The 24,012-nt window shown below is 57.7% G+C and carries 22 protein-coding genes and 2 pseudogenes; 15 read left to right on the top strand and 9 right to left on the bottom strand.

The features are described from left to right. Positions 1-6 precede the first annotated feature (6 nt). From BLU76_RS20640 to BLU76_RS20630, 3 genes are all read left to right on the top strand, one after another. On the top strand, positions 7-1,035 hold the full coding sequence (locus tag BLU76_RS20640; RefSeq protein WP_092224133.1) for a Gfo/Idh/MocA family oxidoreductase: 1,029 nt from the start codon (positions 7-9) through the stop codon (positions 1,033-1,035). Further along, positions 1,032-1,991 (top strand): sugar phosphate isomerase/epimerase family protein, encoded by a 960-nt coding sequence (locus BLU76_RS20635; RefSeq protein WP_092224131.1) that lies wholly within the window; start codon positions 1,032-1,034, stop codon positions 1,989-1,991. Before BLU76_RS20640 ends, BLU76_RS20635 begins: the two co-directional genes overlap by 4 nt. A gap of 95 nt (positions 1,992-2,086) precedes the next feature. Further along, entirely contained in the window at positions 2,087-3,505 is a 1,419-nt protein-coding gene (locus tag BLU76_RS20630; protein WP_092224129.1) for a sugar porter family MFS transporter, read from the top strand. Between the two features lie 31 nt (positions 3,506-3,536). On the opposite strand, the gene BLU76_RS20625 is transcribed toward BLU76_RS20630, so the two are convergent. Continuing rightward, the gene (locus BLU76_RS20625; protein ID WP_092143070.1) at positions 3,537-4,472 is read right to left on the bottom strand and encodes an AraC-like ligand-binding domain-containing protein; all 936 of its coding nucleotides are present in this window, start codon (positions 4,470-4,472) and stop codon (positions 3,537-3,539) included. Between the two features lie 562 nt (positions 4,473-5,034). Here BLU76_RS20625 and BLU76_RS20620 point away from each other — a divergent pair. From BLU76_RS20620 to BLU76_RS32355, 10 genes and pseudogenes are all read left to right on the top strand, one after another. Then, a complete protein-coding gene (locus BLU76_RS20620) occupies positions 5,035-6,090 on the top strand; it encodes an aliphatic aldoxime dehydratase (RefSeq protein WP_092143067.1) in 1,056 nt (351 codons plus the stop codon). A gap of 88 nt (positions 6,091-6,178) precedes the next feature. Beyond that, the gene (locus tag BLU76_RS20615) at positions 6,179-7,045 is read left to right on the top strand and encodes a transporter (RefSeq protein ID WP_092143065.1); all 867 of its coding nucleotides are present in this window, start codon (positions 6,179-6,181) and stop codon (positions 7,043-7,045) included. Positions 7,046-7,151: 106 nt separating this feature from the next. After that, positions 7,152-7,676: a group I truncated hemoglobin gene (locus BLU76_RS20610; protein ID WP_092224127.1), complete on the top strand. Its 525-nt coding sequence runs from the start codon at positions 7,152-7,154 to the stop codon at positions 7,674-7,676. Positions 7,677-7,943: 267 nt separating this feature from the next. Next, positions 7,944-9,458: an amidase gene (locus BLU76_RS20605; RefSeq protein WP_092224125.1), complete on the top strand. Its 1,515-nt coding sequence runs from the start codon at positions 7,944-7,946 to the stop codon at positions 9,456-9,458. 76 nt (positions 9,459-9,534) lie between these two features. After that, positions 9,535-10,173, top strand: a complete 639-nt coding sequence (gene nthA, locus BLU76_RS20600; RefSeq protein ID WP_092143055.1) for a nitrile hydratase subunit alpha — start codon at positions 9,535-9,537, stop codon at positions 10,171-10,173. 20 nt (positions 10,174-10,193) lie between these two features. Beyond that, the gene (nthB, locus tag BLU76_RS20595) at positions 10,194-10,847 is read left to right on the top strand and encodes a nitrile hydratase subunit beta (protein WP_092143052.1); all 654 of its coding nucleotides are present in this window, start codon (positions 10,194-10,196) and stop codon (positions 10,845-10,847) included. Beyond that, complete coding sequence (locus BLU76_RS20590) at positions 10,844-11,284, top strand: nitrile hydratase accessory protein (protein ID WP_092143049.1); 441 nt, start codon at positions 10,844-10,846, stop codon at positions 11,282-11,284. Before nthB ends, BLU76_RS20590 begins: the two co-directional genes overlap by 4 nt. A gap of 59 nt (positions 11,285-11,343) precedes the next feature. Next, positions 11,344-12,021 (top strand): energy-coupling factor ABC transporter permease, encoded by a 678-nt coding sequence (locus tag BLU76_RS20585; RefSeq protein WP_092224124.1) that lies wholly within the window; start codon positions 11,344-11,346, stop codon positions 12,019-12,021. A gap of 115 nt (positions 12,022-12,136) precedes the next feature. Then, a pseudogene (locus tag BLU76_RS20580) lies at positions 12,137-13,129 on the top strand (PAS domain-containing protein); the annotation flags it as partial. A 3-nt stretch (positions 13,130-13,132) separates the two neighbouring features. Continuing rightward, a pseudogene (locus tag BLU76_RS32355) lies at positions 13,133-13,420 on the top strand (methyl-accepting chemotaxis protein); the annotation flags it as partial. 79 nt (positions 13,421-13,499) lie between these two features. On the opposite strand, the gene BLU76_RS20575 reads toward BLU76_RS32355, so the two are convergent. After that, the gene (locus BLU76_RS20575; RefSeq protein WP_092224120.1) at positions 13,500-14,618 is read right to left on the bottom strand and encodes an NADH:flavin oxidoreductase; all 1,119 of its coding nucleotides are present in this window, start codon (positions 14,616-14,618) and stop codon (positions 13,500-13,502) included. A 99-nt stretch (positions 14,619-14,717) separates the two neighbouring features. Here BLU76_RS20575 and BLU76_RS20570 point away from each other — a divergent pair, with 99 nt between their 5' ends. Further along, complete coding sequence (locus BLU76_RS20570) at positions 14,718-15,101, top strand: winged helix-turn-helix transcriptional regulator (RefSeq protein WP_092224118.1); 384 nt, start codon at positions 14,718-14,720, stop codon at positions 15,099-15,101. A gap of 18 nt (positions 15,102-15,119) precedes the next feature. Here the strand turns inward: BLU76_RS20570 and BLU76_RS20565 are convergent, their stop codons facing one another. Further along, positions 15,120-17,324, bottom strand: coding sequence for a TonB-dependent siderophore receptor (locus BLU76_RS20565; protein WP_256571951.1), 2,205 nt, complete (start codon positions 17,322-17,324; stop codon positions 15,120-15,122). A gap of 325 nt (positions 17,325-17,649) precedes the next feature. Continuing rightward, the gene (locus BLU76_RS20560) at positions 17,650-18,507 is read right to left on the bottom strand and encodes an AraC family transcriptional regulator (RefSeq protein ID WP_092143037.1); all 858 of its coding nucleotides are present in this window, start codon (positions 18,505-18,507) and stop codon (positions 17,650-17,652) included. Between the two features lie 150 nt (positions 18,508-18,657). Between BLU76_RS20560 and BLU76_RS20555 the strand changes: the two genes are divergently transcribed. Beyond that, complete coding sequence (locus BLU76_RS20555; RefSeq protein ID WP_092143034.1) at positions 18,658-19,041, top strand: hypothetical protein; 384 nt, start codon at positions 18,658-18,660, stop codon at positions 19,039-19,041. 46 nt (positions 19,042-19,087) lie between these two features. On the opposite strand, the gene BLU76_RS20550 is transcribed toward BLU76_RS20555, so the two are convergent. From BLU76_RS20550 to BLU76_RS20530, 5 genes are all read right to left on the bottom strand, one after another. Then, positions 19,088-20,368: an OprD family porin gene (locus BLU76_RS20550; protein WP_092224114.1), complete on the bottom strand. Its 1,281-nt coding sequence runs from the start codon at positions 20,366-20,368 to the stop codon at positions 19,088-19,090. 275 nt (positions 20,369-20,643) lie between these two features. Beyond that, entirely contained in the window at positions 20,644-21,339 is a 696-nt protein-coding gene (locus BLU76_RS20545; RefSeq protein WP_057400013.1) for a DUF4286 family protein, read from the bottom strand. A gap of 22 nt (positions 21,340-21,361) precedes the next feature. Continuing rightward, entirely contained in the window at positions 21,362-22,255 is an 894-nt protein-coding gene (locus tag BLU76_RS20540; protein ID WP_092224112.1) for a fumarylacetoacetate hydrolase family protein, read from the bottom strand. A 3-nt stretch (positions 22,256-22,258) separates the two neighbouring features. Continuing rightward, entirely contained in the window at positions 22,259-23,059 is an 801-nt protein-coding gene (locus BLU76_RS20535) for a fumarylacetoacetate hydrolase family protein (RefSeq protein ID WP_092224110.1), read from the bottom strand. Next, positions 23,056-23,862 (bottom strand): IclR family transcriptional regulator, encoded by an 807-nt coding sequence (locus BLU76_RS20530; RefSeq protein ID WP_063320977.1) that lies wholly within the window; start codon positions 23,860-23,862, stop codon positions 23,056-23,058. The genes BLU76_RS20535 and BLU76_RS20530 overlap by 4 nt, the downstream gene beginning before the upstream one ends. Positions 23,863-24,012 lie beyond the last annotated feature (150 nt).

Here is a 24,012-nt window from a genome sequence, read left to right as displayed (position 1 = left end):
TTGAATATGAGCATACGAATCGCCGTTATCGGCGCAGGGATTATGGGGGAGGATCACGCCCGCATCATTGCCCAGGACCTTCCGGGAGCCACTTTGCACGTGGTGTGTGATGCGTCGCCAGAGCGAGCGAAGCTGATAGCTGACCGTTATGGCGCTGCTGACGTTTCCACTGATCCACTGTTCACGCTTTCAAGGTCCGATGTCGATGCAATCATCATCGCCAGCCCGGACGAAACCCATGCGGTCCTGACCATGGCAGCCATCGAGGCAGGGAAGCCCGCACTGTGTGAAAAGCCGTTGTCTCAAAGCCCGGACCAGTGCCTGGCGGTCATCGACAAAGAGGCCTCTCGGGGTCGCCAATTCGTGCAACTGGGCTTCATGCGCCGGTTTGACCCTTCGTATAGGGAAATGAAAAGTGCCTTGAGCGACGGCGTGATAGGTCGGGCTGTGATGATGCACAACTTCCACCGCAACGTAGAAGCCCCCGCCAACTTCAGCGGGCAAATGGCAATCAGTAACTCCGCGCCGCATGAGTTCGATGTGGCACGTCACGTGCTCGACACTGAATACGTTGCCATCTCAGTGTTCCAACCCACCCACACGTCTGAGGACGGCGTCGGCGCCCCGGTATTCATGGTGCTGGAAACCCGGGAAGGCCATCTGGTGAACATCGAAATCAACAACAACGCCCATTACGGGTACGACGTCCGTGGCGAGTTGGTGGGTGAGCGAGGTTCCGTGCAACTGAACACACCCGTACATGCTCGTTTCAACACCTGTCTTCAGGGTTTTGAAAGGTACGCGGCCGATTGGCGGCCGCGTTTCGCCGACGCCTACCGCCTGCAGAACAAAGCATTCGTGGCGTTCATCAACACAGGTCGGTTCCCAGTCCATGCCGCGAATGCCTGGGACGGCTATTGCGCAGCCATTGTCGCCCAAGCCGGCATCGAGGCACTCAATCAGCGTCGCCGGATCGTGTTGCCGACGCTGGAAGCACCGCCCCTCTACCGGTCGCGAGAAGGAGCTACGTCATGAAGCTGGGATTCGTCACCGATAGCCTCGGCAACCTGCCCCTGCGGGAGATGCTCAAGCAGGCTGAACGGCTGGGAGTGTCGGGCCTGGAGATCAACACTGGCGGATGGTCCACCGCGCCGCACTTTGACTTGGCCCAGATGCTCGCCAGCGCCGACCACCGCCAGGCCCTCAAACGCAGCTTCCAGGAACACAATCTGGAGATCATTTCCCTGAACGCCAACGGCAACCCTTTGCACCCCACGCAGCCTGCACAAGGCCAGTGCCTCAGGGACACGATACGCGTAGCCGGTGAGTTGGGAGTCAAGACCGTCTGCACCATGTCTGGCTTACCTGAAGGTCAGGCCGGCGACAGGATGCCGAACTGGGTGGTTGCCTCATGGCCTCCCGAAACCCAGGCAATGCTGCGCTATCAATGGGAAGAACGCCTGCTGCCCTTCTGGAGCGAGATAGCTGATCTGGCCAGGGAAAATGGTGTGGAGCGCATCGCTTTGGAATTGCACGGTAACCAGTGCGTCTACAACGTCCGTTCGCTGCTGAAGCTACGCAATGCCATCGGACCGGTAATTGGCGCCAACCTCGATCCCTCGCATCTGTTCTGGATGGGCGCTGATCCGCTGGTCGCCGCCGAGGCACTGGGCGACGCCATTTATCATGTGCACGCCAAAGACACTTTGCTTAATGCGCCAGTCCAGGCCGTGGATTCACTCCTGGAAAATGGCTCATTGATGGATATCTCATCCCGAAGCTGGTCCTACATCACACTTGGATTCGGCCACGGTGAGCAATGGTGGCGGCAGTTCTGTTACCGCCTGAAGATGGCTGGCTACGATGGCTGGCTATCGATCGAGCATGAGGACGTTTTACTCAACAGCCTCGAGGGTTTGGAAAAGTCCGTAAGACTGCTACAGAGCGTCATGCCGGTTGCCACCAGCGATTTCAAACCCCAACCCATCTGAATCGCACCACGAGAAAAACCCATGTAATTGCATATTGAAACGCTCACCGCGATGGCGAGTGAGTATCCCCATGAGTTTCAGTCAGGAATATCACAATGACAATTAATTCCTACGGAAATACGGCAGACACTTCAGCCGCCTATGTAAGCCCTGAAAAGCACCAGGCACAGCGCTACCTGCAAAAAATCACCTGGATTGCCACGTTTGGCGGCTTGCTATTCGGCTTCGACACCGGCGTCATCAACGGCGCCTTGCTCTACATGAAAGATGACCTGGGCCTGACACCCTTTACGGAAGGTCTGGTCGCCAGCGCCCTATTGATCGGCGCAATGATGGGGGCACTGTTCAGCGGTCGCTTATCGGACCTCAAGGGTCGCCGCCGTATCATTCTTTTCCTCGCCGTAGTGTTTTTTCTTGGCGCGTTGGCTTGTGCGCTGGCGCCAACCCTCAACGTCATGGTGGCCGCCCGCTTCACGCTGGGGTTAGCGGTGGGCGGCGCATCGGTCGTCGTGCCGGCGTATCTTTCGGAGATGGCCCCATCCAGCATCCGCGGTCGCATCATTACCCGCAACGAGTTGATGATCGTCACCGGGCAATTCCTGGCCTTCACCACCAACGCCACACTGGGCAATTTGTTCAGCGATCTCGACGGTGTGTGGCGATGGATGCTTGCCTTGGCAACCCTGCCAGCAGTGGCACTCTGGTTGGGAATGCTCTACATGCCGGAAAGCCCGCGCTGGCTGGCCACCAAAGGGCGCTTCAGAGAGGGCCTGGAGGTGCTGAAACTGGTACGGGAGGAGTACTACGCCAAAGCTGAGATGGAGGCGATCACCCAGCAGATCAGCAACGAACGATTCATCAAAAAAGGCGGCTGGCGTGACCTGTCTCAAAAGGGTGCGCGGCGAATCTTTTTGATTGGCATCGGTATCGCTGTTACGTCGCAGCTGACCGGAGTCAATTCAATCATGTACTTCGGCACCCAGATCCTCACAGAAGCAGGCCTGGAGCAACGTAGCGCACTGATCGCCAATGTTGTAAACGGCGTTATCTCCATTGGCGCAACCTTCGTGGGCATTGCTTTGCTCGACCGCGTAGGCCGTCGTCCAATGATGTTGCTCGGTTTCACTGGCACCACATTGTCTTTGCTGTTGATTGGCCTGGTTTCAGTTTTTGTCGCCCCCTCCGTCACCCGCGCCATGCTCATCCTCGGCGCCATGGCGATGTTCCTGGCCTCCATGCAAGGGCTGATCGGGCCTGCTTTTTGGGTGCTTCTGGCGGAAATTTTCCCAATGCGCATCCGCGGCGGATGCATGGGTATGGCGATCGCAGCGTTCTGGTTGACCAACGTGATGATCGGCATGTTCTTTCCATCTTTGGTTGCGATGATCGGGATCGGCCAAACCTTCTTTGTGTTCGTGGGAGCAGGACTCCTGTCCCTGACCTTCGTCGCGGTATGGGTACCGGAGACACGCGGCAGCACGCTCGAAGAGATTGAGCAGCGGTTGTATGGTTAGGCTTCGCTTCAGGAGCGATAAAGCCCCTCTTTCACTCTCGTCGCAGGAGAGTATGGGGGGCAACGCCAAAGGCTTTGCGAAAAGCGTGGCTGAAATGAGAGAAGTCGGAGAAACCGAAATCCAGCGCCGCCTGAGAAATACTGCGGACTTGACCGCGCTCAATAGCGTCGCGGCTGGCAAGCAATCGTGCCTTCCAGATTTCTGCGACCGGCGATTTCTGATGACGGGCGAAAGCGCGCGTCACAGTGCGCGTTGAGACATGGTGGGCTTGAGCAATGCGTTCGAGCGACAGGTCCGCCTCGGTCAAATACCGGTGGATGTAATTCATGATCCGGCCATGCAGATCCAACTCGTCATGAGTCTGCTTTAAATCCTGGAGTTCCAGGCTGACCACCAGAAGGTCGAGCAACGTGCTGGAGTAACGACTGGATACTCCTTCGTTATGGAAGCCTGAAGGCATACTCGCGGCTTGCCGTAACATCTCGCGTAACGGAATCACTCCCGGGCGACGATCATCCAGAACCACAGCGGTGCAGTCCGCTATGGAGGGCAAGCGCTGACTGAGCAGTTTTCGCGGAATGCGGACAAGGTGGTTATCAGTACCACCGAAGCTGAATCTGAACGGCTGGGATGCGTCATAAAGAAACAGATCGTCCGCCGCCAGTTTCGTCCGTCGGTCAGCCTGCTCCAGTTCGCCATAACCGCTCCTGGTAAAGCCCAACCACAAGTCGTCATTGGGATCACTGCGCAGGTGTTGGGCGGAGCGCTCCCAATAATGCAAGGGGGCGGACAACGTGCAGATGTCCAACTCGCCCATGCCATGCACCTCCAGCGCCCCGTCAAAATCGCTCTGCGCCAGCAGTTTGCTGTCTGCGTCCAGGCAGTGGTGACAAACCACTTCCTTCCAGTAATCGAACCGGAGGGGGGCCGTAACGGCAAGCGTTGAATACTGACAGGTCTGGCTCATTGCATTCACCTCGCGGCGGCGATTCAACAAAAAAAGCGGGGTAACGTTTTGGCGAGCCAAGCAATTAGCAGGCCATCGCCATCGCCTCATTCCCGCTGTCAGACACCTTGGAAGATAGGTGCCTGCGCGTTACATGGGCCGATTCTTCCAATACTCCTGATGCCACTTCTCGGGGCACCTCGCCCCCTTGATTCACAAGCCCCGCACCATTGCTGCGCGCTGATATGCCGGCCTTTTTTGCCTGTCCTTTTCAACCAAACGGTTGTCCATTCGAGCCAAGCACGTTGCATCCCCCCTGGATAATTTCTACTCCACGCCGTGCCCCTACAAGCACGAATGATGAGGTGTCTCATGCATCCACGAGAACAGCAGCGACTGTCCGATTCATCCTGGTTTTTACAGCGATGGGACATGGCACCCGAAGAGTTTGCCACTTACCTGGTGCAGCTCGGGACCTTGATGCTGCAACGCCGATGGCGCGGTACTCACCGCAAAACAACAACATCCACTGGGATGTAGAACAGCGAACCGTCCGTTTGAGACGGAAATAAAGGAGCCCCCCATGGAATCTGCGATTGATAAACATCTCAAATGTCCCCGGACGTTGTCCCGTCGTGTTCACGACGATTACCAGCCACCCTTCCCGATGTATGTGGGGCGAGCCGACGAAAACGTGAAGCAAGTGGTGATGGCTTACCTCGGGGTGCAATTTCGCGACGAGCAACGCGCCGCCGCCCTGCAAGCCATGCGCTACATTGACGCCAGCTTTGCCCTCGCCGATGGCCCAGGGAATCACGACCTGACCTACCACCTGGATAATCAGGGGTATGGGAACTTCATCGCCGTGGGCTATTGGCGTGATCCCGCCGCCTACCACCGATGGCTACTTTCAGCGCCTGTGGCCGATTGGTGGGGCGACGATGCGCGCCTGAACGAGGGGTTGGGGTATTTCCGCGAAGTCATCGCACCGCGCGCCGAGCAGTTCGAGACGCTGTATGCATTCCAGGACGATTTGCCAGGTGTCGGTGCGATCATGGACGGCATCAGCGGCGAGATCGAGGAGCACGGCTACTGGGGCTCGGCGCGCGACCGCTTTGCTATTTCACAAACCGACTGGATGCAGCCGACCAGCGAACTGCAAGTCATTTCAGGCGACCCCGCCAAGGGCGGCAGGGTCGTGGTGCGCGGCCACGACAACCTGACGCTGATCCGCTCCGGACAAGACTGGGTCGAAGCCGGCGAGGAAGAGCGCGCGCTCTATTTCAACGAGATGCTGCCGCCCCTGCAAGACGGCATGAACTTCCTGCGTGACGAGGGGCAGGCGCTTGGCTGCTACAGCAACCGCTTCGTACGCAACGTCGACCTGGATGGCAATCTTCTCGACATCGCCTATGACATCGGTCACTGGCGATCCCTCGACAAACTGGAACGCTGGGCAGAATCCCACCCCACTCATTTACGTATTTTCACCACGTTCTTCCGAGTAATCGGAGGCCTTTCGAAGCTGCGGCTGTATCACGAGGTCTCGGTAGCGGACGGTAGCCAGCAACTGTTCGAGTACATCAACTGCCACCCGCAGACCGGGATGATGCGCGACGCGCAAGTGTCGCCTACCTGACTTCATCGCTGACTCCACTTTTAGCCCTGCGCATTGCCTGACTGGCGATTGCGGGGCTCTTTTTGCCCGAAAAAAAGGATCGTCGATCATGAAACAGTTCCGCTACCTGTCGCTTGCCGCCCTCCTCCCCAGCCTTTCTTCTCACGCGCTCGAGGTGGATCCTGGCGATTACGAGCCGCTCCCCGTCGGAGCGACCATCGGCGTGGTCTACTACCAGCACGCCACCACGGACAGTGCCTATGCCCAGGGTCACAAGACCAGCTCCGATTTCAACCTGACTTCCGATATCGGCATTCTGCGTCTGCTGCACGTCTACCAGTTGAGCGAGCGGCTGACCATCGAGCCCCAATTCCTGTTGCCCTTCGGTCATGTCTCGGGCGGTGGTGACGCTTCTGGTCTAGGCGACGCCAGCGGCATCGGCGACCTCATTCTCACCGCGCCACTCAAGTACCGTCTCAACGACGCCAACGACACCCTCGGTGCGACCGCCTACTTGTACGTGCCGACTGGCGACTATGACAAAGACGACGCGCTCAACATTGGCGAGAACCGTTGGAAGGTTGATCTCCAGGCCGCTTACGTCAAGCACTTCACGCAGAAGTGGGCCATCGACCTCGTCGGCGACGCCATCTGGTACGCAGACAACAACGACTTCGGCGCCAACTCCGCCCGCCGGGAGCAGGACGTTTCCTACGGTGCTCAGTTAATGGGGCGCTACATGCCCGACGAGACCACGGCGCTGGCTATCGGCTTCGGCCACAGTTGGGGCGGGGAAAACCAGATCGATGGTGTCAACCAGGACGACAGGATGGAAACCACCAACTTCCGTATCACGGCCAGGAAGTTTTTCACCGCCAAGGACCAACTCCAAGTGCAACTTGGACGCGACCTTGCGGTGGAGAACGGCCCCAAAGAAGACTTTCGCATGAACCTGCGTTACGTCAGGGTTTTTTAGACCCGCCCGTCTCTACCACCCGTTGTCCTTATCAACCAAGCGTGTGCCCAACGGCGCGACAGTTGGCTAATGAGATGCCTCTCACCCGAAACGGAGTAACCAGACAATGACCGACCAGCAATCCACCATGGAACAACAACCCTCCCTCTATACCCGTCTTGGCGGCTATGACGCGATCTATCAGTTCGCAGGCGCCGTGTTGAGAAAGACAATGGGACACCCCGCCATCGGGCACATCTGGGCCCATATGTCGGAATCGACGTTCCAGAAGGAACACATCAATTTTGTCGATTTCCTTTCCGAGCACTGGGGTGGAAGCGCCAAATACCGGGGTAGAGACATGGTCACCGCGCATCGCGGGATGGGCCTGACCGAGGTGCACTGGCAAGCGGTGCTCGATTGTCTCGAGGCGTGCTACGACGACTACGGCCTGGCCCCGGATCTGCGCAAAGAGGTCAACGACTTCCTCATCAAGTTCAAACCGGCGGTGATCGGGAGCCCCTCCTATCGGGACGTCGTGCTCGCGCACCCGGAAATGGACCCCGCCAAAGGCATGAGAAGCGTTGGGGTTGTCTGGCCAAAACCTGGGAAGGCATCTCAGAAACAGGCCACGCCGGAATCCAAAGACTAATGCGCTCGGCATCAGCCTACGGCAGCCAGGGCTCGCTCTGGCCGCCGACGGCTACCGTGGCGTGGCTATAAAAACAGGGGCAAGCGAGTCCCGCTCAACCAAGCGACTGTCCTCCTCAGCCAAGCGCTGCTCAATCTGTGGAGATAGCTTGATACCAGCCCCGAGCACGGCTCGCCAAGAGTGCGCAGCGTGCCCGGGCATCCCCGAGATGACGTTTGAACAGACATTGCCAGCCCCTACGGGTTGGCACAGGACACAGGACACCCCATGGCCATCATCCGCCCGACTCTCGAACACGTGCAGGATCTCGCCAGCCGCCTGCACATACAGCTGACACCCGAGCAAGCCAGCGAATACCTGGCGCTTATGCAATCCAGTTTCGATGCCTACGACCTGGTCGATGAGTTGCCAGATTTCATCCCTCCAGTGCGCTACGAGCGCAGTGCTGGTTACCGCCCTTCAAGCACGGATAATCCGCTGAACGCCTGGTACTACAGAACCGAGGTGATGGGCGCCAGTTCGGGCAAGCTTGCCGGCAAGACGGTCGCGCTCAAGGACAACATCTCTCTGGCCGGTGTCCCGATGATGAATGGTGCCGCGCCACTGGAGGGTTTCGTACCGTCGTTTGATGCCACCGTGGTGACGCGTCTGCTCGACGCAGGAGCAACCATCCTCGGCAAAGCCACCTGCGAACATTACTGCCTCTCCGGTGGTAGCCATACCTCGGACCCCGCGCCTGTGCACAACCCTTTTCGCCATGGTTACACGACGGGCGGTTCGTCTTCGGGCAGCGCGGCGCTTGTGGCGACGGGCGCGGTCGACCTGGCTATCGGTGGCGACCAAGGCGGTTCCATCCGCATTCCTGCCGCATGGTGCGGCATTTATGGAATGAAACCTACCTGGGGTCTAGTGCCTTACACCGGGGTCATGGCGATCGAGTCCACTTTCGATCATGTCGGCCCCATGACGAGCAACGTACGCGATAACGCGCTCATGCTCGAAGTGATGGCCGGCGCCGACGGGCTCGACCCTCGCCAAGCCGCCCCCAAGGTCGATGCCTATTGCGATTATCTGGAACGAGGCGTGACCGGACTTCGGATCGGGGTTCTCCAGGAAGGCTTCCAACTCGCTAACCAGGATCCACGTATCGCAGAAAAGGTACGCAGCGCTATCGCCCGGCTAGAGGCGTTGGGCGCGCGGGTCGAGGAGGTATCGGTTCCCGAACACAACCTGGCGGGGTCGTTATGGAGCCCTATCGGTTGTGAAGGCCTGACCATGCAAATGATGCACGGCAATGGCGCGGGTTTTAACTGGAAGGGGCTGTACGACGTGGGCCTGCTGGACAAACAGGCCGGTTGGCGCGACCAGGCGAACGCATTGTCGCCGTCACTCAAGCTTTGCATGTTCGTCGGCCAGTTCGGTCTGGAGCGCTACAACGGTCGCTACTACGCCAAGGCCCAGAACATTGCGCGCTTTGCCCGAGCGGCCTACGACAAGGCACTGGACACCTATGACCTGATCGTCATGCCGACAGTGCCAATCACCGCTCAGCCGCTCCCGGAACCGGGTTCTTCAATCACCGAGACCGTCACGCGTGCGTTGGAGATGCTTGGCAATACGGCCGCTCAAGACATTACGGGGCACCCCGCCCTGTCGATCCCTTGCGGCCTGGTGGACGGACTGCCCGTGGGGCTGATGCTTGTCGGAAGACATTATGCCGAAGGCACCCTCTATCAAGCGGCAGCGGCATTCGAGGCTTCTGTCGATTGGCGGACGTTGTAGACCTGCGCATCGCATTGGCGAACGAACACCGGCAAGTAGCACTGAAAGTGAGTATCGACTTCAGAGGAGCCAATACATGAGCCATACCCATGAACATCACCACGATCACGATCACGATCACACCGAGCCACCCGAGGCCATCGCCTTGCGTGTCAAGGCACTCGAATCCCTGTTGATCGAAAAGGGCTTGGTCGACCCAACCGCCATGGATGCGCTGGTGGACACTTACCAACACAAGGTCGGCCCGCGCAACGGCGCTCAGGTGGTCGCCAAGGCCTGGTTCGATCCCGATTACAAGCAGCGGCTGCTGGAAGATGCCACCGCGGCCATTGCTGAACTGGGTTTTTCCGGCGTGCAGGGCGAAGACATGGTGGTGGTGGAAAACACCGCGACCGTACACAACGTGACGGTCTGCACGCTGTGCTCCTGCTACCCCTGGCCGACCCTGGGTCTGCCACCCGTCTGGTACAAATCCGCGCCCTATCGGTCACGGATCGTCATCGATCCGCGCAGCGTGCTGGCCGAATTCGGCTTGATCATTCCCAATGACAAGGAAGTTCGCGTCTGGGACAGCAGTGCCGAGTTGCGCTACCTGGTATTGCCGGAACGTCCGGCGGGTACTGACGGCTGGAGTGAGGAACGACTGGTCGAGCTGGTGACGCGCGACGCCATGATCGGTACCGGACTGCCTAAGAATCCGGATCAAGTAGCCTGAACCTGAGAAGGAAAAAACCCATGAACGGTGTACACGACTTAGGCGGTATGCACGGTTTCGGCCCAGTGCTTACCGAGGAAAATGAACCGATCTTCCATCACGACTGGGAGCGCAGGGTCTTTCCGCTGTTCGCCTCGCTCTTCGCCGGCGGACACTTCAATGTCGACGAATTCCGACACGCCATTGAACGCATGGAACCGGCTGAATACTTGCAGTCCAGTTACTACGAGCATTGGCTGCATGCCTTCGAGAACCTGCTGCTGGAAAAAGGCGTGATCAGCAATGGCGAACTGCAGGGTACGGCCAAACCAACCCCACCGACACAGCCCGTCACGGTTTTAACACCGGACATCGTCGAGGCCGTAGTGCTCGGCGGCGCCTCTTCCCGGGCAAAGGAACCTGTCTCCGGCCGCTTCCAGGTCGGTGACCGGGTGCGGACGAAGAACCTCAATCCAACCACCCACACCCGACTGCCCCGCTACGCGCGCGGCAAGGTCGGGACCATCGAAATTGCACACGGTGCGTTTGCAACCCCAGACACGATGGCCCACGGTCTCGGCGAACAACCCCAACAGGTCTATGCCGTTCGCTTCACTGCCACAGAACTGTGGGGAGTGGCGCGACCGGACAGCGTTTGCATTGATCTGTGGGACAACTATCTGGAGGCCGTATGAGCGCCAGCCTGCATCACATCCCCCCAATAGCCGGCCTGTCTTCCGACGATGAGGGCCCGGTGTTCGACAAACCTTGGCAGGTCCAGGCGTTTTCCCTGCTGGTACACCTGCACCAAATCGGTCTATTCCCCTGGAAAGACTGGGTGCAGGTATTCAGCGACGAGATCAAGGCTAGCCCGGCGCAACCCGGAGAAAGCGTCAACGACACTTACTACCGGCAATGGATCACAGCGATGGAAAGAATGGTCACCACACTTGGTTTAACGGGTATGGAAGACATCACCCAGCGCACCGAGCAATGGCAGCAGGCTTACTTGAATACCCCCCATGGACAACCGGTGACGCTGCTCAATGCGAGTTGCCCACCGGCCCATGGAAACGGCCACGAGCACTTGCCACGGCATGAGCCGGTAGCGATCAGCCGGGCCATCAGCTGAGGCCGGAGTCGTCCTGTTTTTTACTTTCGAGGTCGCGAAGCGGCCAAGGAGCAATCGTCATGCATATCGAACCTAACCTGGTGGAAGCTGGAAAACTCTGGCTGAGCTATGTCACTGCCGCGGGTGCCGGCGCCTACACCCTCAAACTCGCGGCCCAAGCCATAGGCGAGCGTGGGGTCTTCTCGCTGCTGGCTCGCACTATCACTGCCACGGCCCTGGTATTCAGCTTCTTCGAGCTACTACCGCACCATCCAGTCGGCGTCTCCGAGGTGCATCTCATCCTGGGGTCAACGCTGTTTCTGCTGCTCGGCGCCGCACCTGCGACAGCGGGTCTAGCCCTGGGACTGCTGATCCAGAGTCTGTTCTTCGCTCCATTCGACCTGCCGCAATACGGCATGAACGTCACCACCCTTCTGGTACCGCTGTTCGCAGTCGCCGCCCTGGCGAAACGCATCATCGCGCCAAACACGCCGTATGTGGAACTGAGCTATAGACAAGCGCTGGGGCTGTCGACCGCCTTCCAGGCCGGCATCGTCGCCTGGGTTGCCTTCTGGGCCTTCTATGGACAAGGCTTCACCGCAGGAAACGCCCTGTCAATTCTGACCTTCGGCAGTGCCTACATGACCGTCGTCACCCTCGAACCGCTGTTGGACCTGGCCGTGCTGGCCGGTGCCAAGGCAACACATCGCCTGCGTGGCAGCGCGCTAATCGAGCGCCGCCTGTACCAGGCCGCCTGAGTCGACAGACTCCAGTCCAGGTCAGACAGTCCCCGAGCATTCGAAGACCGGAATGCTCGGGGCATCAAGAACCAGAACCGCCCCGAAACCTCGTGAGTAAAACTAGAGGTATTTGATGTTTTTCAGAAATAGCACCCGCAAGGAATTGAAGCTGCTCGGCGAACGACTGGAACAACCCGACGGCGAGGGAGTATCGATAGCGGCGAAGGATTCGTCACTGCGACGGGTACTGGCCGGCATCGAACGCCTGCTCGCCGATCGCACGGCGCTCCGGGCCAGCGTGATCGACCTGAATGCTGAACTGCAACGCCTCAAGCTTCAGTTGGATGAATACGAAACGCAATTGCACGACCAAGCGCAACTTTGGCAATTGGCGGCTTGCGGGTCGGGTGATTTGCTCTGGAAATTGCAGTTCAATGGCAGCCTACAGCCCGCCCGCGATGCAGTACTGCAATGGTTCGGCAACCTGCCCACTCAGGCGGACCTCCCCGTCTATCTAGGCTCCTGGAACGATTGCCTTCACCCTGACGACCGCCAGGCCAACCTGGATGCCCTGGCTCGCCACCTGGCCGATCGCAGCGGGCACGCGCCCTACCAGGTGGAGGTGCGCCTCGCGAGCCACTCGGGAGAATACCGCTGGGTCCAGATCGTCGGCGAAACGCTCCGTGACGAACGGGGGCTGCCACAGATCAGCGTCGGTATTGTGCGTGACATCCACAGACAACGCTTGCAAGACGAAGAGTTCGCGATGCTCTCAGCCCGCTTCGAGATTTCCCGCGAATGCATTCAGGATGCACTCTGGGATATCAATATCATCGCAGGCGATCCAGCCAATCCCCATAACGCCATCTGGTTCTCGTCACAGATGCGTCGCCTGCTCGGCTACGAAACCATCGAAGAGTTTCCCAATGTGTTCGAAAGCTGGTTGTCCCGCCTGCATCCCGAAGACAGCCAACGGGCCGTGCAAGCGTTTGTCGAACATGTCACCGACCGCTCCGGCCAAACACCCTTCGATGTGACCTACCGCCTCAGGCACCGCAACGACGAGTACCGTTGGTTCAGAGGCCGGGGTCAGACCCAGCGAAGCAACGACGGCACGCCCTTGCGTACAGTGGGGGCGATCACAGACGTGCACGCCCATCGCGAGGAAAGCCAGTTGCGTCAGACTCAGGAACGTCAGCATCAAGCGATGCAGGAAAACCTCGCCAAGCTGACGCAGATAGTCGCCGCCATCCAAAGCATCGCCAAACAGACCAATCTACTGGCCTTGAACGCGGCGATAGAAGCGGCCAGAGCCGGTGAGGCCGGAAGGGGTTTCGCAGTGGTCGCCGACGAGGTCCGCAAGCTGGCCACCCGCACCAGCCAGGCCACCCAGCAGGCGGCCGACATGATCGAGAGGTACTGAGTTCAAGCTGTGCATCCATTCTCATTAGATTGAAGGTGTGGCCTGCGCGTAAATGCCCGGGCCACCCCGCAATTCAAACCAATTCAGCTAAAGAGGCCGGATTGAAGCCCTTCAAATCCGCGTAATCGCCTCTTTCCACCTTGGCGACCCAATCCTTGTCACTCAGCAACACACGCCCTACTGCAATCAGATCGAACTCTCCGCGCTCCATACGCTCAATGAGCCGATCCAGACTCGCGGGGGTTGAGCCCTTTCCGGCGAAGGCGTTAGTGACATCATTCTCCAGCCCAACCGAACCGACGCTGATGGTGGTGGCGCCAGTGACTTTCTTCGCCCAGCCCGCGCAGTTCAACCCATTCTCACCGTCAATTTCGGGAAACTCAGGTTCCCAGAAGCGGCGCTGCGAGCAGTGCAGGACGTCGACACCGGCCTCGACCAGTGGCAACAACCAGTCCTCCATCACCGCCGGCGTTTCAGCAACGCGCACCCCGTAGTCCTGTTGCTTCCACTGGCTGACGCGCATGATGATCGGGAATTGCGGGCCAACAGCCTGACGAACGGCAGAGACGACCTCACTGGCAAAACGCGAGCGTTCCTTGATTGTCGGCCCGCCGTAGCGGTCGGTGCGCAGATTGCTACCAGACCAGAAAAACTGATCGATCAGATAACCATGGGCTCCGTGGATCTCAACGGTATCGAAGCCCAGTCGCTTGGCATCCGCTGCGGCCTTGGCGAAGGCGGCTACCGTGTCGGCAATGTCTTCTTCACTCATCGCCACGCCACGCAGGTCACCTGGCGAAACAAGGCCCGACGGGCTTTCAACGGGTGCATCTGGCTCCCAGTCGTTGATGTAACGCGTGGAGCCGGTGTGCCAGATCTGCGGTGCCATGCGCCCGCCAGCCGTGTGGACGGCATCGATCACGTTCTTCCATCCAGCCAGCGCCGCTTCGCCGTGAAAAAAAGGAATACCGGCATCATTACGCGATGCCGGGCGATCAATCACGGTGCCTTCCGACAAAATCAGCCCGACACCTCCCTCTGCCCGCCGCCAGTAATAGGCAGTGCTCGCGTCCCCCGGGATGCCCTCGGGTGAGAACAGACGCGTCATCGGCGCCATGACAATGCGGTTTTTCAGTTCGAGCGACCGGATGGAAAAAGGACGGAATAAGATGCTGGTATCGAGGGTCAACATCGGATGGACTCCATTTGTTTTCGGAGGCCATAAAGTATTTTGTAAACCTGATGTCAATTAGGCACTTAAAGCCGCCTAGGTATACGTGAGGAAACTTCAATGCTGGAATTAAAGCCGCAGTGTTTTTCGTCGGAGTGCCCAAGTCGGGCGTTGTTCGACCAGATCGCGGATAAGTGGTCAATGATGGTTCTGGCGGTGCTCGATGACGGACCGCATCGCTTTAACGCCATCAAACGTCGCCTGGAGGGCGTCACCCAGAAGGCACTTACCCAGTGCCTGCGGCGGCTGGAACGCAACGGTCTCGTCTCGCGCCAGATCATTTCGTTCTCGCCCGTGGCAGTGCAGTATGAGATCACACCGCTGGGTCGAACATTGCAGCAGCCATTTCGCGAGTTGCATAAATGGACGCTCGACAAATTGGCCGAGGTTGAAGCGGCCCGGTCGAAGTTTGACGAGGCCGCGGAGCTTAAGGTGATGGAGTGATTCGGTTAGTCGCGCAAACTACAGTTTATAGTTCAACGTCATCAGGGCATTACGCGGCGCTCCGTAACTGACAGTATCGAAATCGCCTTTCTGGGTTGCATATTTTTTATCGAACACATTGTTGACATTGATTGATAGGTCCATGTTCCTTGACAACTCATAACGTGCCATCAGTGACGTCAGCGCATAGGGGTCTTGTTCCGCTACCCTTGTGCTCGTACTGCTGCTCAAGAAGCGGCTTTGCCATCTGACGCCTCCGCCCAAAGTCAACTTTTCCAACATGCCAGGTAATTTGTACGTAGTGAACATCTGAGCGGTAGTGCGCGGTACCTGTGCGTTCAGCCTGGCGTCGTTGCCATCCTTGGCAGTGAAGGCGGCGACGCCAGCGTAGATGTTCCAATCGCGAGCGACTTCACCTTGCATGTCAAACTCAATCCCGCGGGATTTGGTGCCGTCAACACCTTTGTAAGCCTGCGCACCGGCTGGCGTAAGAAGACTGCCATCCGGTTGTGCAGCATTGTCCAGTTCAGTGTCGAACAATGCGACAGACGCATTCAATCGCCCCTCCAGGTATTCAGCCTTGACGCCAATCTCTTTCGTCTTGCCTTCCGTCGGCGTGAGGACATTGCCATTGCTGTCTCGGAACGATGTTTGCGGGTTAAATATGCCGGTATAACTGATATAGACGGAATACGTACTATCAATCTCGTATATCAGACCTGCGTAGGGCGTGAACTCGTTACTCTTTTTATAATTGAATGGCGTCCCACCTGCGGTCTCGTCGATCTCGTACCGACTGAACCGACCTCCGACAACCAGTTTCAATGGGTCGGCCAATGAGAATCTCGCTGTGCTATAGAAGCCGCGCTGTTTAACCTCGGTATCGGTCGGCACAGACGCCATTGAATCAAAGTCGGGCTTGGGGAAATGATTATTCCAATTGTAGATATTGCCGGGCGTGAACCCTACAAAAAAGGGACTGATATCGTCTTTGTTCGACGTATACCGAGAACTCATAGCGCCTACTACCAGATCATGTTGGCGCCCCATAAAATCGAAGGGACCGCTCGCCATCACATCAAAGGTGTTTTGACGGCTTTTCCCTTTGCCGGCCAACGCAACCGGATAAGCGCCATTAGGGAAAATACCTAATCCAGTCTCCTGGTCGGGTGTACCAAAGCCGCCCAATAACTGGGAGTCATACTTAGTGCGGTACTGGTTCACCATACTGTGAACTTTCCAACCGTTATCAAACCGGTGTTCAAGTTCGGCAAAGGCAGTCTGCCGGGTGCTGTCCCAGCGATTCCAGTCCGCGGCCAGGGATTTGGAGCGCGACCATTCTGCCTCTGAGCCGTTGCTGAACCAGAGAGGAACACCACCCCATGTCGGTCGCTCAGGGGAACTGTTCTGATAGTCGTACCCTATATCCAAGGTGGTGTCTTCGGTGAGATCTGCCTCAATGATCCCGTAGAAAGCTTGCTTTTGTGTTTGGTAACCATCGATGTAGGAGTGACCATCGTTATTGACCCCTACCATACGTGCTCGGATACGACCGTCGGTTGTCAACGGTACGGAAATATCCCCCATCTCTCGGAAATTGTCCCAAGACCCCGCACTGATAGAAGTGGAGGCCGAGAACTCTGGCGTTGGTCTTTTGCGCACCAAGTTGATCGCAGCTGACGGATTACCCGTGCCGGTGAGCAGCCCGTTAGCCCCGCGCACAATTTCGACACGGTCGTAAAATGCCGTTTCCAGATCGCTGATTCCGCTGCCGTTTATGACATCGCCGATGACGGCGGGTATGCCGTCATACTGGATGTTGTCGATCAGAAAGCCTCGGGAATAAAAACTCGTACGTTGGCTATCTGATTGGTAAGACGAGATGCCAGTCGTGTTCTCCAGCACCCCCTGGACTGTATCCAGCTTTTGATCGTCCATGCGCTGACGTGTTACCACGGAAATGGATTGCGGCGTCTCCCGCAACGTCAGCGGCAAGCGAGTCGCGGCCGTGGTTTGACCGATGGTGTAAAGTCCCGTCCCTTCCGTCGGGGTGGTATCAGGTGTCCTCGTCCCGCTTATCGTCACCGATGGGAGAATTATCACGCCTTGAGACTGAGTGCTCTCATCGGCTTCGACAGGGTCCTGCGCCATTACACAATTCGAACTGCCTAAAAGCACCAACAGCGCTGCAGTAACCGGATTTTTCAGCAAACGCTCAGGCACGCAAGGACGCCTCTCACCGCAGTAAGTCAACGAACTCCACATCAGCCATTCCTTATCAAGAAAAAAACAAACAGCGGCCGACCGTCAAGAGACGGGTTTGAGAAAGGGCCGACAACTCAACCGGCGCCAGGCCGGAAAACAGAAGTGACAAATCAGTCTCAAGTGAAACTGATTTGCATTCGTTGTCGCGCAATCTAGCAACAAGCCGCCGTTGCCAGATATCGAAGGATGGCCAGATTATTTTCCAGTTCAGCCAATGTCAGCGATTGGCCGTTTTCCTTCCGCCACGAGGATGGTCAGGTTCGGATAGATGGCCTACAAGCCATTACAGGTCGTCAGGAAACAGGATTGACGGCACCGGCAATGATTCACCTGAGATGAGAGCGCTGGCTGAGCGTGCGGAGAGATATTGCACAGGCGGTTTGCCTACGGTTTTGCGGAACATCGTGATGAAACCACTGGGTCCCTCATAACCGAGTTCCAACGCAACCGATTGGACGCTCTCGCCCCTGGTCATGCGTTGCAGTGACACAATCACATGCAATTGCCGACGCCAACGTCCAAAACTCATCCCTATTTCCTGCAGCAAAAGCCGACTCATGCTGCGCTCACTCATGCCAATGCGAGTAGCCCACTCGCGCACCGAAACCTTAACAGCAGGGTCGGCCAAGAGCATTTCAGCGAGCCTGCGCAGACGCGTGTCGCGAGGCATCGGCAAATGCAGGTCCTCCACGGGGGCTGCCGACAATTCGTCCAGCAACGTTGCGATCAGGCGGTCTTCGCGCGCGACATTGACAGCGTCTCCCGAGAACGCCGCCGCCTTCAGCAGCAACTCGCGCAACAGCGGTGATACGCCAATCGTGCAGCAGCTTCGCGGAAGATCCGGAGCGGCATCAGGTTCAACAAACAGGCAATAACATTCTGTTTCTCCTGAACCACGTGTCGCATGTGACAAACCACCGGGTATCCATACGGCACATTGGGGTGGAACGATCCAGACGCCATCTTCTATTTCACAATTAAGGATGCCGCGCACGGAATAAAGCAGTTGCGCCTTACGATGTTGATGGCTGGCCTGCTCCCAATCCTTGCTCACCATCGAAGCGCTGAGGGCAACGACAGGCCGGGAAATGCTGTCGACGTCCCAAACAGTCACCGTGTCTCTATTGGCCGTGTTCGCCATAACAGGTGTGCGCCCCACGCTAATCCCCTCAAAACGGCTGATTTGAACAATATTGTGGCCAGACTGTGCAATTAAGCCGACTCGCTTGCAGAGTATCCTGAAACCGCGGGACATCACAGAAGTTTGGCAACGTGTCGAAGGACTATAGAAATGCGTATAGACGCCACACAATTTCCGTTCGTTTGGATGCAAAAAGCCACACTGGGCCATAGCCAAGAAGAGTCTCTCGCCGAGTTCGAAGCCGTGCTTGCTCGCAATGAGCCCTTCGTATTGATCAGCAATGAAGGTCTGGACAAGGAGCAACCGGAACACTCGCCAGAGGAACTGAAACAAATGACCCTGTGGATGAAGCGCCACAAAAGCGAACTCAAGCGTTATGTCAAAGCCTCGATTCATATCGAATCAAGTCTCGCCAAACGGCTGGCAGGCAAAGCGTTCGCAATCATGTATGAAAAATTTTGGGGTTATCCCATGCTCATCGCAACCACTGAAGATGAAGCCTTGGCGCTGGCGCAGAAATTATTGAAAAAATAGCGGCGTACCTGCACGCCGCTACTCATCAAGTGGAACCGGAGATGTTTTATAGCAGCGAGATAGGGTAATTGATGAAAATCCGGTTTTCATCAAACTCATTGGTGCTGAAGTCCCGGCGAATCGACGCATTGCGCCATTTCACGTTGAGGTTTTTCAGCGCGCCGCTCTGCACGGTGTAGGCCAGTTCGGTTTCGCGACCCCATTCCTTGCCGTCGTCAACGGTGGCGGTGTGCACATTGTCACCACTGATGTAGCGGTTCATCAGGGTCAGGCCCGGCACGCCGACGGCAGCGAAGTTGAAGTCGTGGCGCAGTTGCCAGGATTTTTCCTTGGCGTTGTCGTAGCTGGAGTTGTAGCTGTCGTTGGCCAGGGTGCCGCCGCTGGTGCCGTTGACGCGCATCCAGGCATCATCGCCGCCGACTTTCTGCAGGCCGACATAAAAGGTGTTGCCACCGTACTTGGCCGAGAGCATGGCGAACGCGGTTTTGTTGTCCAGGTCGCCGGCCAGGGCACTGCCGTTTTCCTTGCCGGTGAAGTAGCCGAGGTTGGCGCCCAGGGTCCAGTCGCCGATGGGCTGGCTGTGGGTCAGGTTGAAATATTGTTGCTGGTAGATGTCGGACAGTTCCGCGTACCACACGCCGACCTGGGTGCGTTTTTCGTTGAAGGCGTATTCACCGCCACCGAAGTTGAAACGGTCGGAGGTGAACGCGCCGCGGCCGTTCATGGACATGTCCTCCATGCTCGCGTCGTTGCGCGGGCTGTTGGCGCGGAACTGGCCACCGTACAGCGTCAGGCCGCTGATTTCGGTGGAGGTCACCTGGCCGCCACGGAAGGTTTGCGGCAGGGAACGGCCATCGTCGGAGCGCAGGATCGGCAGCACAGGCATCCACTCGCCCACTTTCAGCTCGGTTTTCGACACCTTGGCCTTCAGGGCCACGCCCAAGCGACCGAAGTCATCGGCGGGGCGACCGTCGTCATGCACCGGCAGCAATTGCGTACCTGCCGTGCCACGGCCGCCGTCGAGCTTGACTGAGTACGTGCCGAGCACGTCCACGCCGAAACCGACCACGCCCTGGGTGAACCCGGACTTGGCGTCGAGGATGAAACTCTGGGTCCATTCCTCGGCCTTGTCCTGGGCGTTGTTCGGGTTGGTGAAGTTGCGGTTGATGTAAGCGTTGCGCAAATTGAGGGTGGCCGTAGCGCCATCGACAAAACCGCTATTTTGATCGGCTTGAACAACAGCTGACGAACCCGCGCATAACGCAAGAGTCAGACTGATGAGCGATGGATGTGCAGGCACGCCGCGGAGAGTAACCGGGTAGCGCATGATGTTTCCTCACAATGAATTATTATTGTTTTTTGTTGCGATTTTTAGCTCGTGGCAACGCATGCACAGACAGCCCGAAGAGCTAACTTCCGAGCGACCGAAGAAGTTATTTATCTAGCCCGTTATTGAGCAACTTGATAATTGTCTAATATCGCCGTAAGCAAAACCCGAGCGTGCGCAGACGCGAGCTAAACTCAATGCCTGTATTGGCACGCTCGTGAGGAATTGCATGAGAACAACGACTGAAAGTTAAAACGTACTCGAACGCTCGGCGATCAACCCGCACTCCCCGGCGTTTTGCAACGTGTGTATTCCAATTGATAAAGCGTGGTTTCCGGTCCCGTCGATTGCCCCTCCAACAGCCGTTGCAGCTCGGCCACAAAAGACTCGCCGGCGACGCGAACGTAGTCAGGCGCACAACCTTCGATCATGACGATCCAGGCCGGTATCTGGGTCCCTTCGGCGCGGGCCTTTTTCTCTGCGGTTTCAACCTTGCTCACGGCCTCATCAGCCACACACAAGTGCACGCCTGTAATACCCTGTTTATCCGCCAGGGGAGGCAGCACGCGCTGACGCAGTGCATCTGATACCGATTTATGTTGCCCTTCGACAACATCGAAACGGACCGTTAACAAATACGCGCCCTGCCCCACACCGCTGGAGTAAGTGACTTCGCAAATGGATCGCGCGACATTGCGATAGGATTTCACCGACTGCTGGGTCCACGCCGTCGGCGTGTTGAGACGCGATAAATAATCCTGCCCGCCCAACACCTGCACGGAATCAGCCTCATAGAGGTTGAAATAGGTCGGTCCGGCATCCAAGGCGATGTACCGGCGCCCGCGCAAAAAGCCCGGAATTCCAGCCCGCTCAGGCATGTGCTCACGGTTATGCCACTCATAGAACTCGTCCCGCGCTTCGGGCAAAAGATCATGCCAGATCGCGACTACACCTGTTCCTGCAAAGCTCATAGCGTTTTTCCTTTAGCGATAGTCAGTCAACATTGGGGTGGCGGCCCGCGACCCATGCAGCCCCCATTTCAGCAACGTAAGGAACCACGGTCTGAAATTGTTCACCCAATCCCTGGCCACCGACACGCATGGTGTCCCCTGCCTTGAGGAATACCGGTGGTTTCTGCCCGAGTCCCACACCTGGCGGCGTACCGGTAATGATGACGTCACCCGGCATTAGCGGCATGAAGCGACTGAGGTACGCGACAATATGGGCAACGCTGAAGATCATCGTGCGGGTATTGCCGGTCTGGAGACGTTTGCCATTCACGTCGAGCCAGAGGTCAAGTGCCTGCGGATCGGCAATTTCGTCACGAGTGACCAGCCAAGGTCCCAGAGGCGCGAAAGAAAAACCGCTTTTGCCCTTGGTCCACTGGCCTTCGTACTCAAGCTGATAAGCCCGCTCGGAAACATCATTGGCCAGGCAATAACCGGCAATATGATCCAATGCCCGCGACTCATCGATCTGCCAGGCAGGGGTACCGATGACAATGGCCAATTCGACTTCCCAATCCAGCTTTTGAGCGCCCGTTGGCAAGATGACCGGGTCATTGGGTCCGCTGATGGATGCGGTGTGTTTATTGAAGACCACCGGTTGGCTCGGGATCGGCGTATTCGTTTCAGCCGCGTGATCGGAGTAGTTCAGACCAATGCAAATCAGGTTCGGTACGCTGCCCACGCACGGACCAAGACGCGTGCCAGGCGCCACCACGGGCAGCTTTTCAACGTCGACCGCGCGCAGCTTTTCAAGCACTGACGGGCTCAGGGCCGACGCATCGATGTCATCGACAATGCCCGAGAGGTCCCGAACGATCCCTTGCGAATCCAAGATTCCCGGCTGTTCCTGCCCCGGTAAACCAAAACGAACTAAGCGCATTTGTTACTCCTCCAGCGTTGAGAAATTGACAGACAATGAGCCTGCTTCGCCGAACTGAACCTGCAGTGGCTGGTTAACGGGCACATCGAGAACACCTGCATAGGACCCTGTGATAATCACCTGCCCTGCTTGCAGCCCTATCCCTTGTGTAGACAGAAAATTGGCCAGCCAGACGATCGGCAACAACGGATCCCCGTCCGGATGGCGGCCCTTGATACTCACGAGCTTCGACGTTGCATCGCTCAGGGTGATAGCCAGTTCAGAGGGCATGCTGGCAGTGTTCGACAGCGTGATTGGCGCCCCCAGTACCAGGCCATGATTGAATAGACCATCCGCGAGCAATTGCTCGAACGGCAGTGTGTGTGGATCGGTATAACGGCAGTCGATCACTTCCAATGCCAAGCGCACGTCGCTGATCGCAGCAGCGATCTGTTCAGCGGTATAAGGCTCGACACGTGCCGGCAAATCATGGGCCAGGACGCACGCCAGTTCGGGCTCGATGCGCGCCTTATCGGCGTCAGCGGCCAGTCGATAACGTTCACCTTCTACGATGCTGTCGCTGTAGATCGGGGCGACGATCCACTTGCCAGCCGGCGGTAACGCGCACTTCCAGCCTCCCACGGTTTTTCCAGCCAACAGGCCCACGTGTTGCTGAATGGCAAAACCTTCTGCGAGGCTGCTTGGCAGGTTCGGGCCAGGCAAGGATGCCAGCCGAACCCCCTCCAGCCGTGCACGGGCCAAAGCGGCAGCGGCGACTTCCAGCCCTGCCCCCGACTCGGCCCCTAGAGGAGCGAGTTGGCTCATACGCTCTCCGAATGCACGTTGTTCTGGCGCGGCCAAACCGTACCCAGCTTGTTGGCGGCCTCTTCCAGCAGGGCATGCAATTCTTCATAGCGTTCGGGCTGCATGCGCAATACCGGGCCGGCGATACTCATCGTGCCGACCACAGTGCCGGACGGAACCAGCTTGACCGGTACCGCAATCGCCCAGACACCCGCCTCGGCTTCTTCAATGACCAAGCCATACCCGCGCTTTCGGGTCAGTGCCAGCTCGGCCAACAAGCCTTCGATGCTGTTGATCGCTTTCGGCCCCTGCCCAATCCCGGCATCAGCTTTCCCCAGCCCGCTGCGCAACGCATGCTCAATGGCCAGCTCATCAGACATCGTTGCCAGCCAGGCTTTGCCATTGGCGGTTGCATAGAGATTGATCGGTTTATCCATGGCCGGCGAATACATAAGCCCCGGCGCGGCGCCTTGGGCCGAAGACAACCAGGACAAGGTGCCCTCGTTGACCACCGTCAACCGCACCAACTCATGACATTGAACAGCCACTTGCTCGATGATCGGCTGGACCAATTCAGGCAAGCCGATGCCATGTAAATAGCGCTGCCCCAGCAGTGCCAGCTTCAGCGTCAAGCGGTACTGCGACGTGGCTTCATCCTGCTCCGCCCACCCTTGCTCGACTAACTGAGCAAGCACTCGATGGGCGGGGCCCTTCTCCAAGCCCAGCTCGGCTGCAATATCGGACATCCGCATCCAGCGAGCCTCACGGGCCAGCAGTTCAATCGCCTCCAGGCAACGGTCAACAGCACCTTTAACGACTCTCATATTTTTCTCGACTTATCTTTGACAATGAGGTGGATTCGAGCAACATTGTTCGTACTGGAACCGCGTTCCAATAGTATGCAGGCGCCCCCGGATAAGTCAAACCCGCTTGCATCGGGTTGGCCCTATCGAGACAGAGAGGGCCACGCAGCC

This window comes from Pseudomonas sp. NFACC08-1 (assembly GCF_900106735.1).
Classification (GTDB): Bacteria; Pseudomonadota; Gammaproteobacteria; order Pseudomonadales; family Pseudomonadaceae; genus Aquipseudomonas; species Aquipseudomonas fluorescens_Q.
This window is presented reverse-complemented; position numbering and strand designations above follow the sequence as displayed.

Excerpts from the sequence above, each read along its gene's own strand:
- BLU76_RS20640 (WP_092224133.1), top strand. The coding sequence starts at position 7 with ATGAGCATACGAATCGCCGTTATCGGCGCAGGGATTATGGGGGAGGAT.
- BLU76_RS20635 (WP_092224131.1), top strand. The coding sequence starts at position 1,032 with ATGAAGCTGGGATTCGTCACCGATAGCCTCGGCAACCTGCCCCTGCGG.
- BLU76_RS20630 (WP_092224129.1), top strand. The coding sequence starts at position 2,087 with ATGACAATTAATTCCTACGGAAATACGGCAGACACTTCAGCCGCCTAT.
- BLU76_RS20625 (WP_092143070.1), bottom strand. The coding sequence starts at position 4,472 with ATGAGCCAGACCTGTCAGTATTCAACGCTTGCCGTTACGGCCCCCCTC.
- BLU76_RS20620 (WP_092143067.1), top strand. The coding sequence starts at position 5,035 with ATGGAATCTGCGATTGATAAACATCTCAAATGTCCCCGGACGTTGTCC.
- BLU76_RS20615 (WP_092143065.1), top strand. The coding sequence starts at position 6,179 with ATGAAACAGTTCCGCTACCTGTCGCTTGCCGCCCTCCTCCCCAGCCTT.
- BLU76_RS20610 (WP_092224127.1), top strand. The coding sequence starts at position 7,152 with ATGACCGACCAGCAATCCACCATGGAACAACAACCCTCCCTCTATACC.
- BLU76_RS20605 (WP_092224125.1), top strand. The coding sequence starts at position 7,944 with ATGGCCATCATCCGCCCGACTCTCGAACACGTGCAGGATCTCGCCAGC.
- nthA (WP_092143055.1), top strand. The coding sequence starts at position 9,535 with ATGAGCCATACCCATGAACATCACCACGATCACGATCACGATCACACC.
- nthB (WP_092143052.1), top strand. The coding sequence starts at position 10,194 with ATGAACGGTGTACACGACTTAGGCGGTATGCACGGTTTCGGCCCAGTG.
- BLU76_RS20590 (WP_092143049.1), top strand. The coding sequence starts at position 10,844 with ATGAGCGCCAGCCTGCATCACATCCCCCCAATAGCCGGCCTGTCTTCC.
- BLU76_RS20585 (WP_092224124.1), top strand. The coding sequence starts at position 11,344 with ATGCATATCGAACCTAACCTGGTGGAAGCTGGAAAACTCTGGCTGAGC.
- BLU76_RS20575 (WP_092224120.1), bottom strand. The coding sequence starts at position 14,618 with ATGTTGACCCTCGATACCAGCATCTTATTCCGTCCTTTTTCCATCCGG.
- BLU76_RS20570 (WP_092224118.1), top strand. The coding sequence starts at position 14,718 with ATGCTGGAATTAAAGCCGCAGTGTTTTTCGTCGGAGTGCCCAAGTCGG.
- BLU76_RS20560 (WP_092143037.1), bottom strand. The coding sequence starts at position 18,507 with ATGGCGAACACGGCCAATAGAGACACGGTGACTGTTTGGGACGTCGAC.
- BLU76_RS20555 (WP_092143034.1), top strand. The coding sequence starts at position 18,658 with ATGCGTATAGACGCCACACAATTTCCGTTCGTTTGGATGCAAAAAGCC.
- BLU76_RS20550 (WP_092224114.1), bottom strand. The coding sequence starts at position 20,368 with ATGCGCTACCCGGTTACTCTCCGCGGCGTGCCTGCACATCCATCGCTC.
- BLU76_RS20545 (WP_057400013.1), bottom strand. The coding sequence starts at position 21,339 with ATGAGCTTTGCAGGAACAGGTGTAGTCGCGATCTGGCATGATCTTTTG.
- BLU76_RS20540 (WP_092224112.1), bottom strand. The coding sequence starts at position 22,255 with ATGCGCTTAGTTCGTTTTGGTTTACCGGGGCAGGAACAGCCGGGAATC.
- BLU76_RS20535 (WP_092224110.1), bottom strand. The coding sequence starts at position 23,059 with ATGAGCCAACTCGCTCCTCTAGGGGCCGAGTCGGGGGCAGGGCTGGAA.
- BLU76_RS20530 (WP_063320977.1), bottom strand. The coding sequence starts at position 23,862 with ATGAGAGTCGTTAAAGGTGCTGTTGACCGTTGCCTGGAGGCGATTGAA.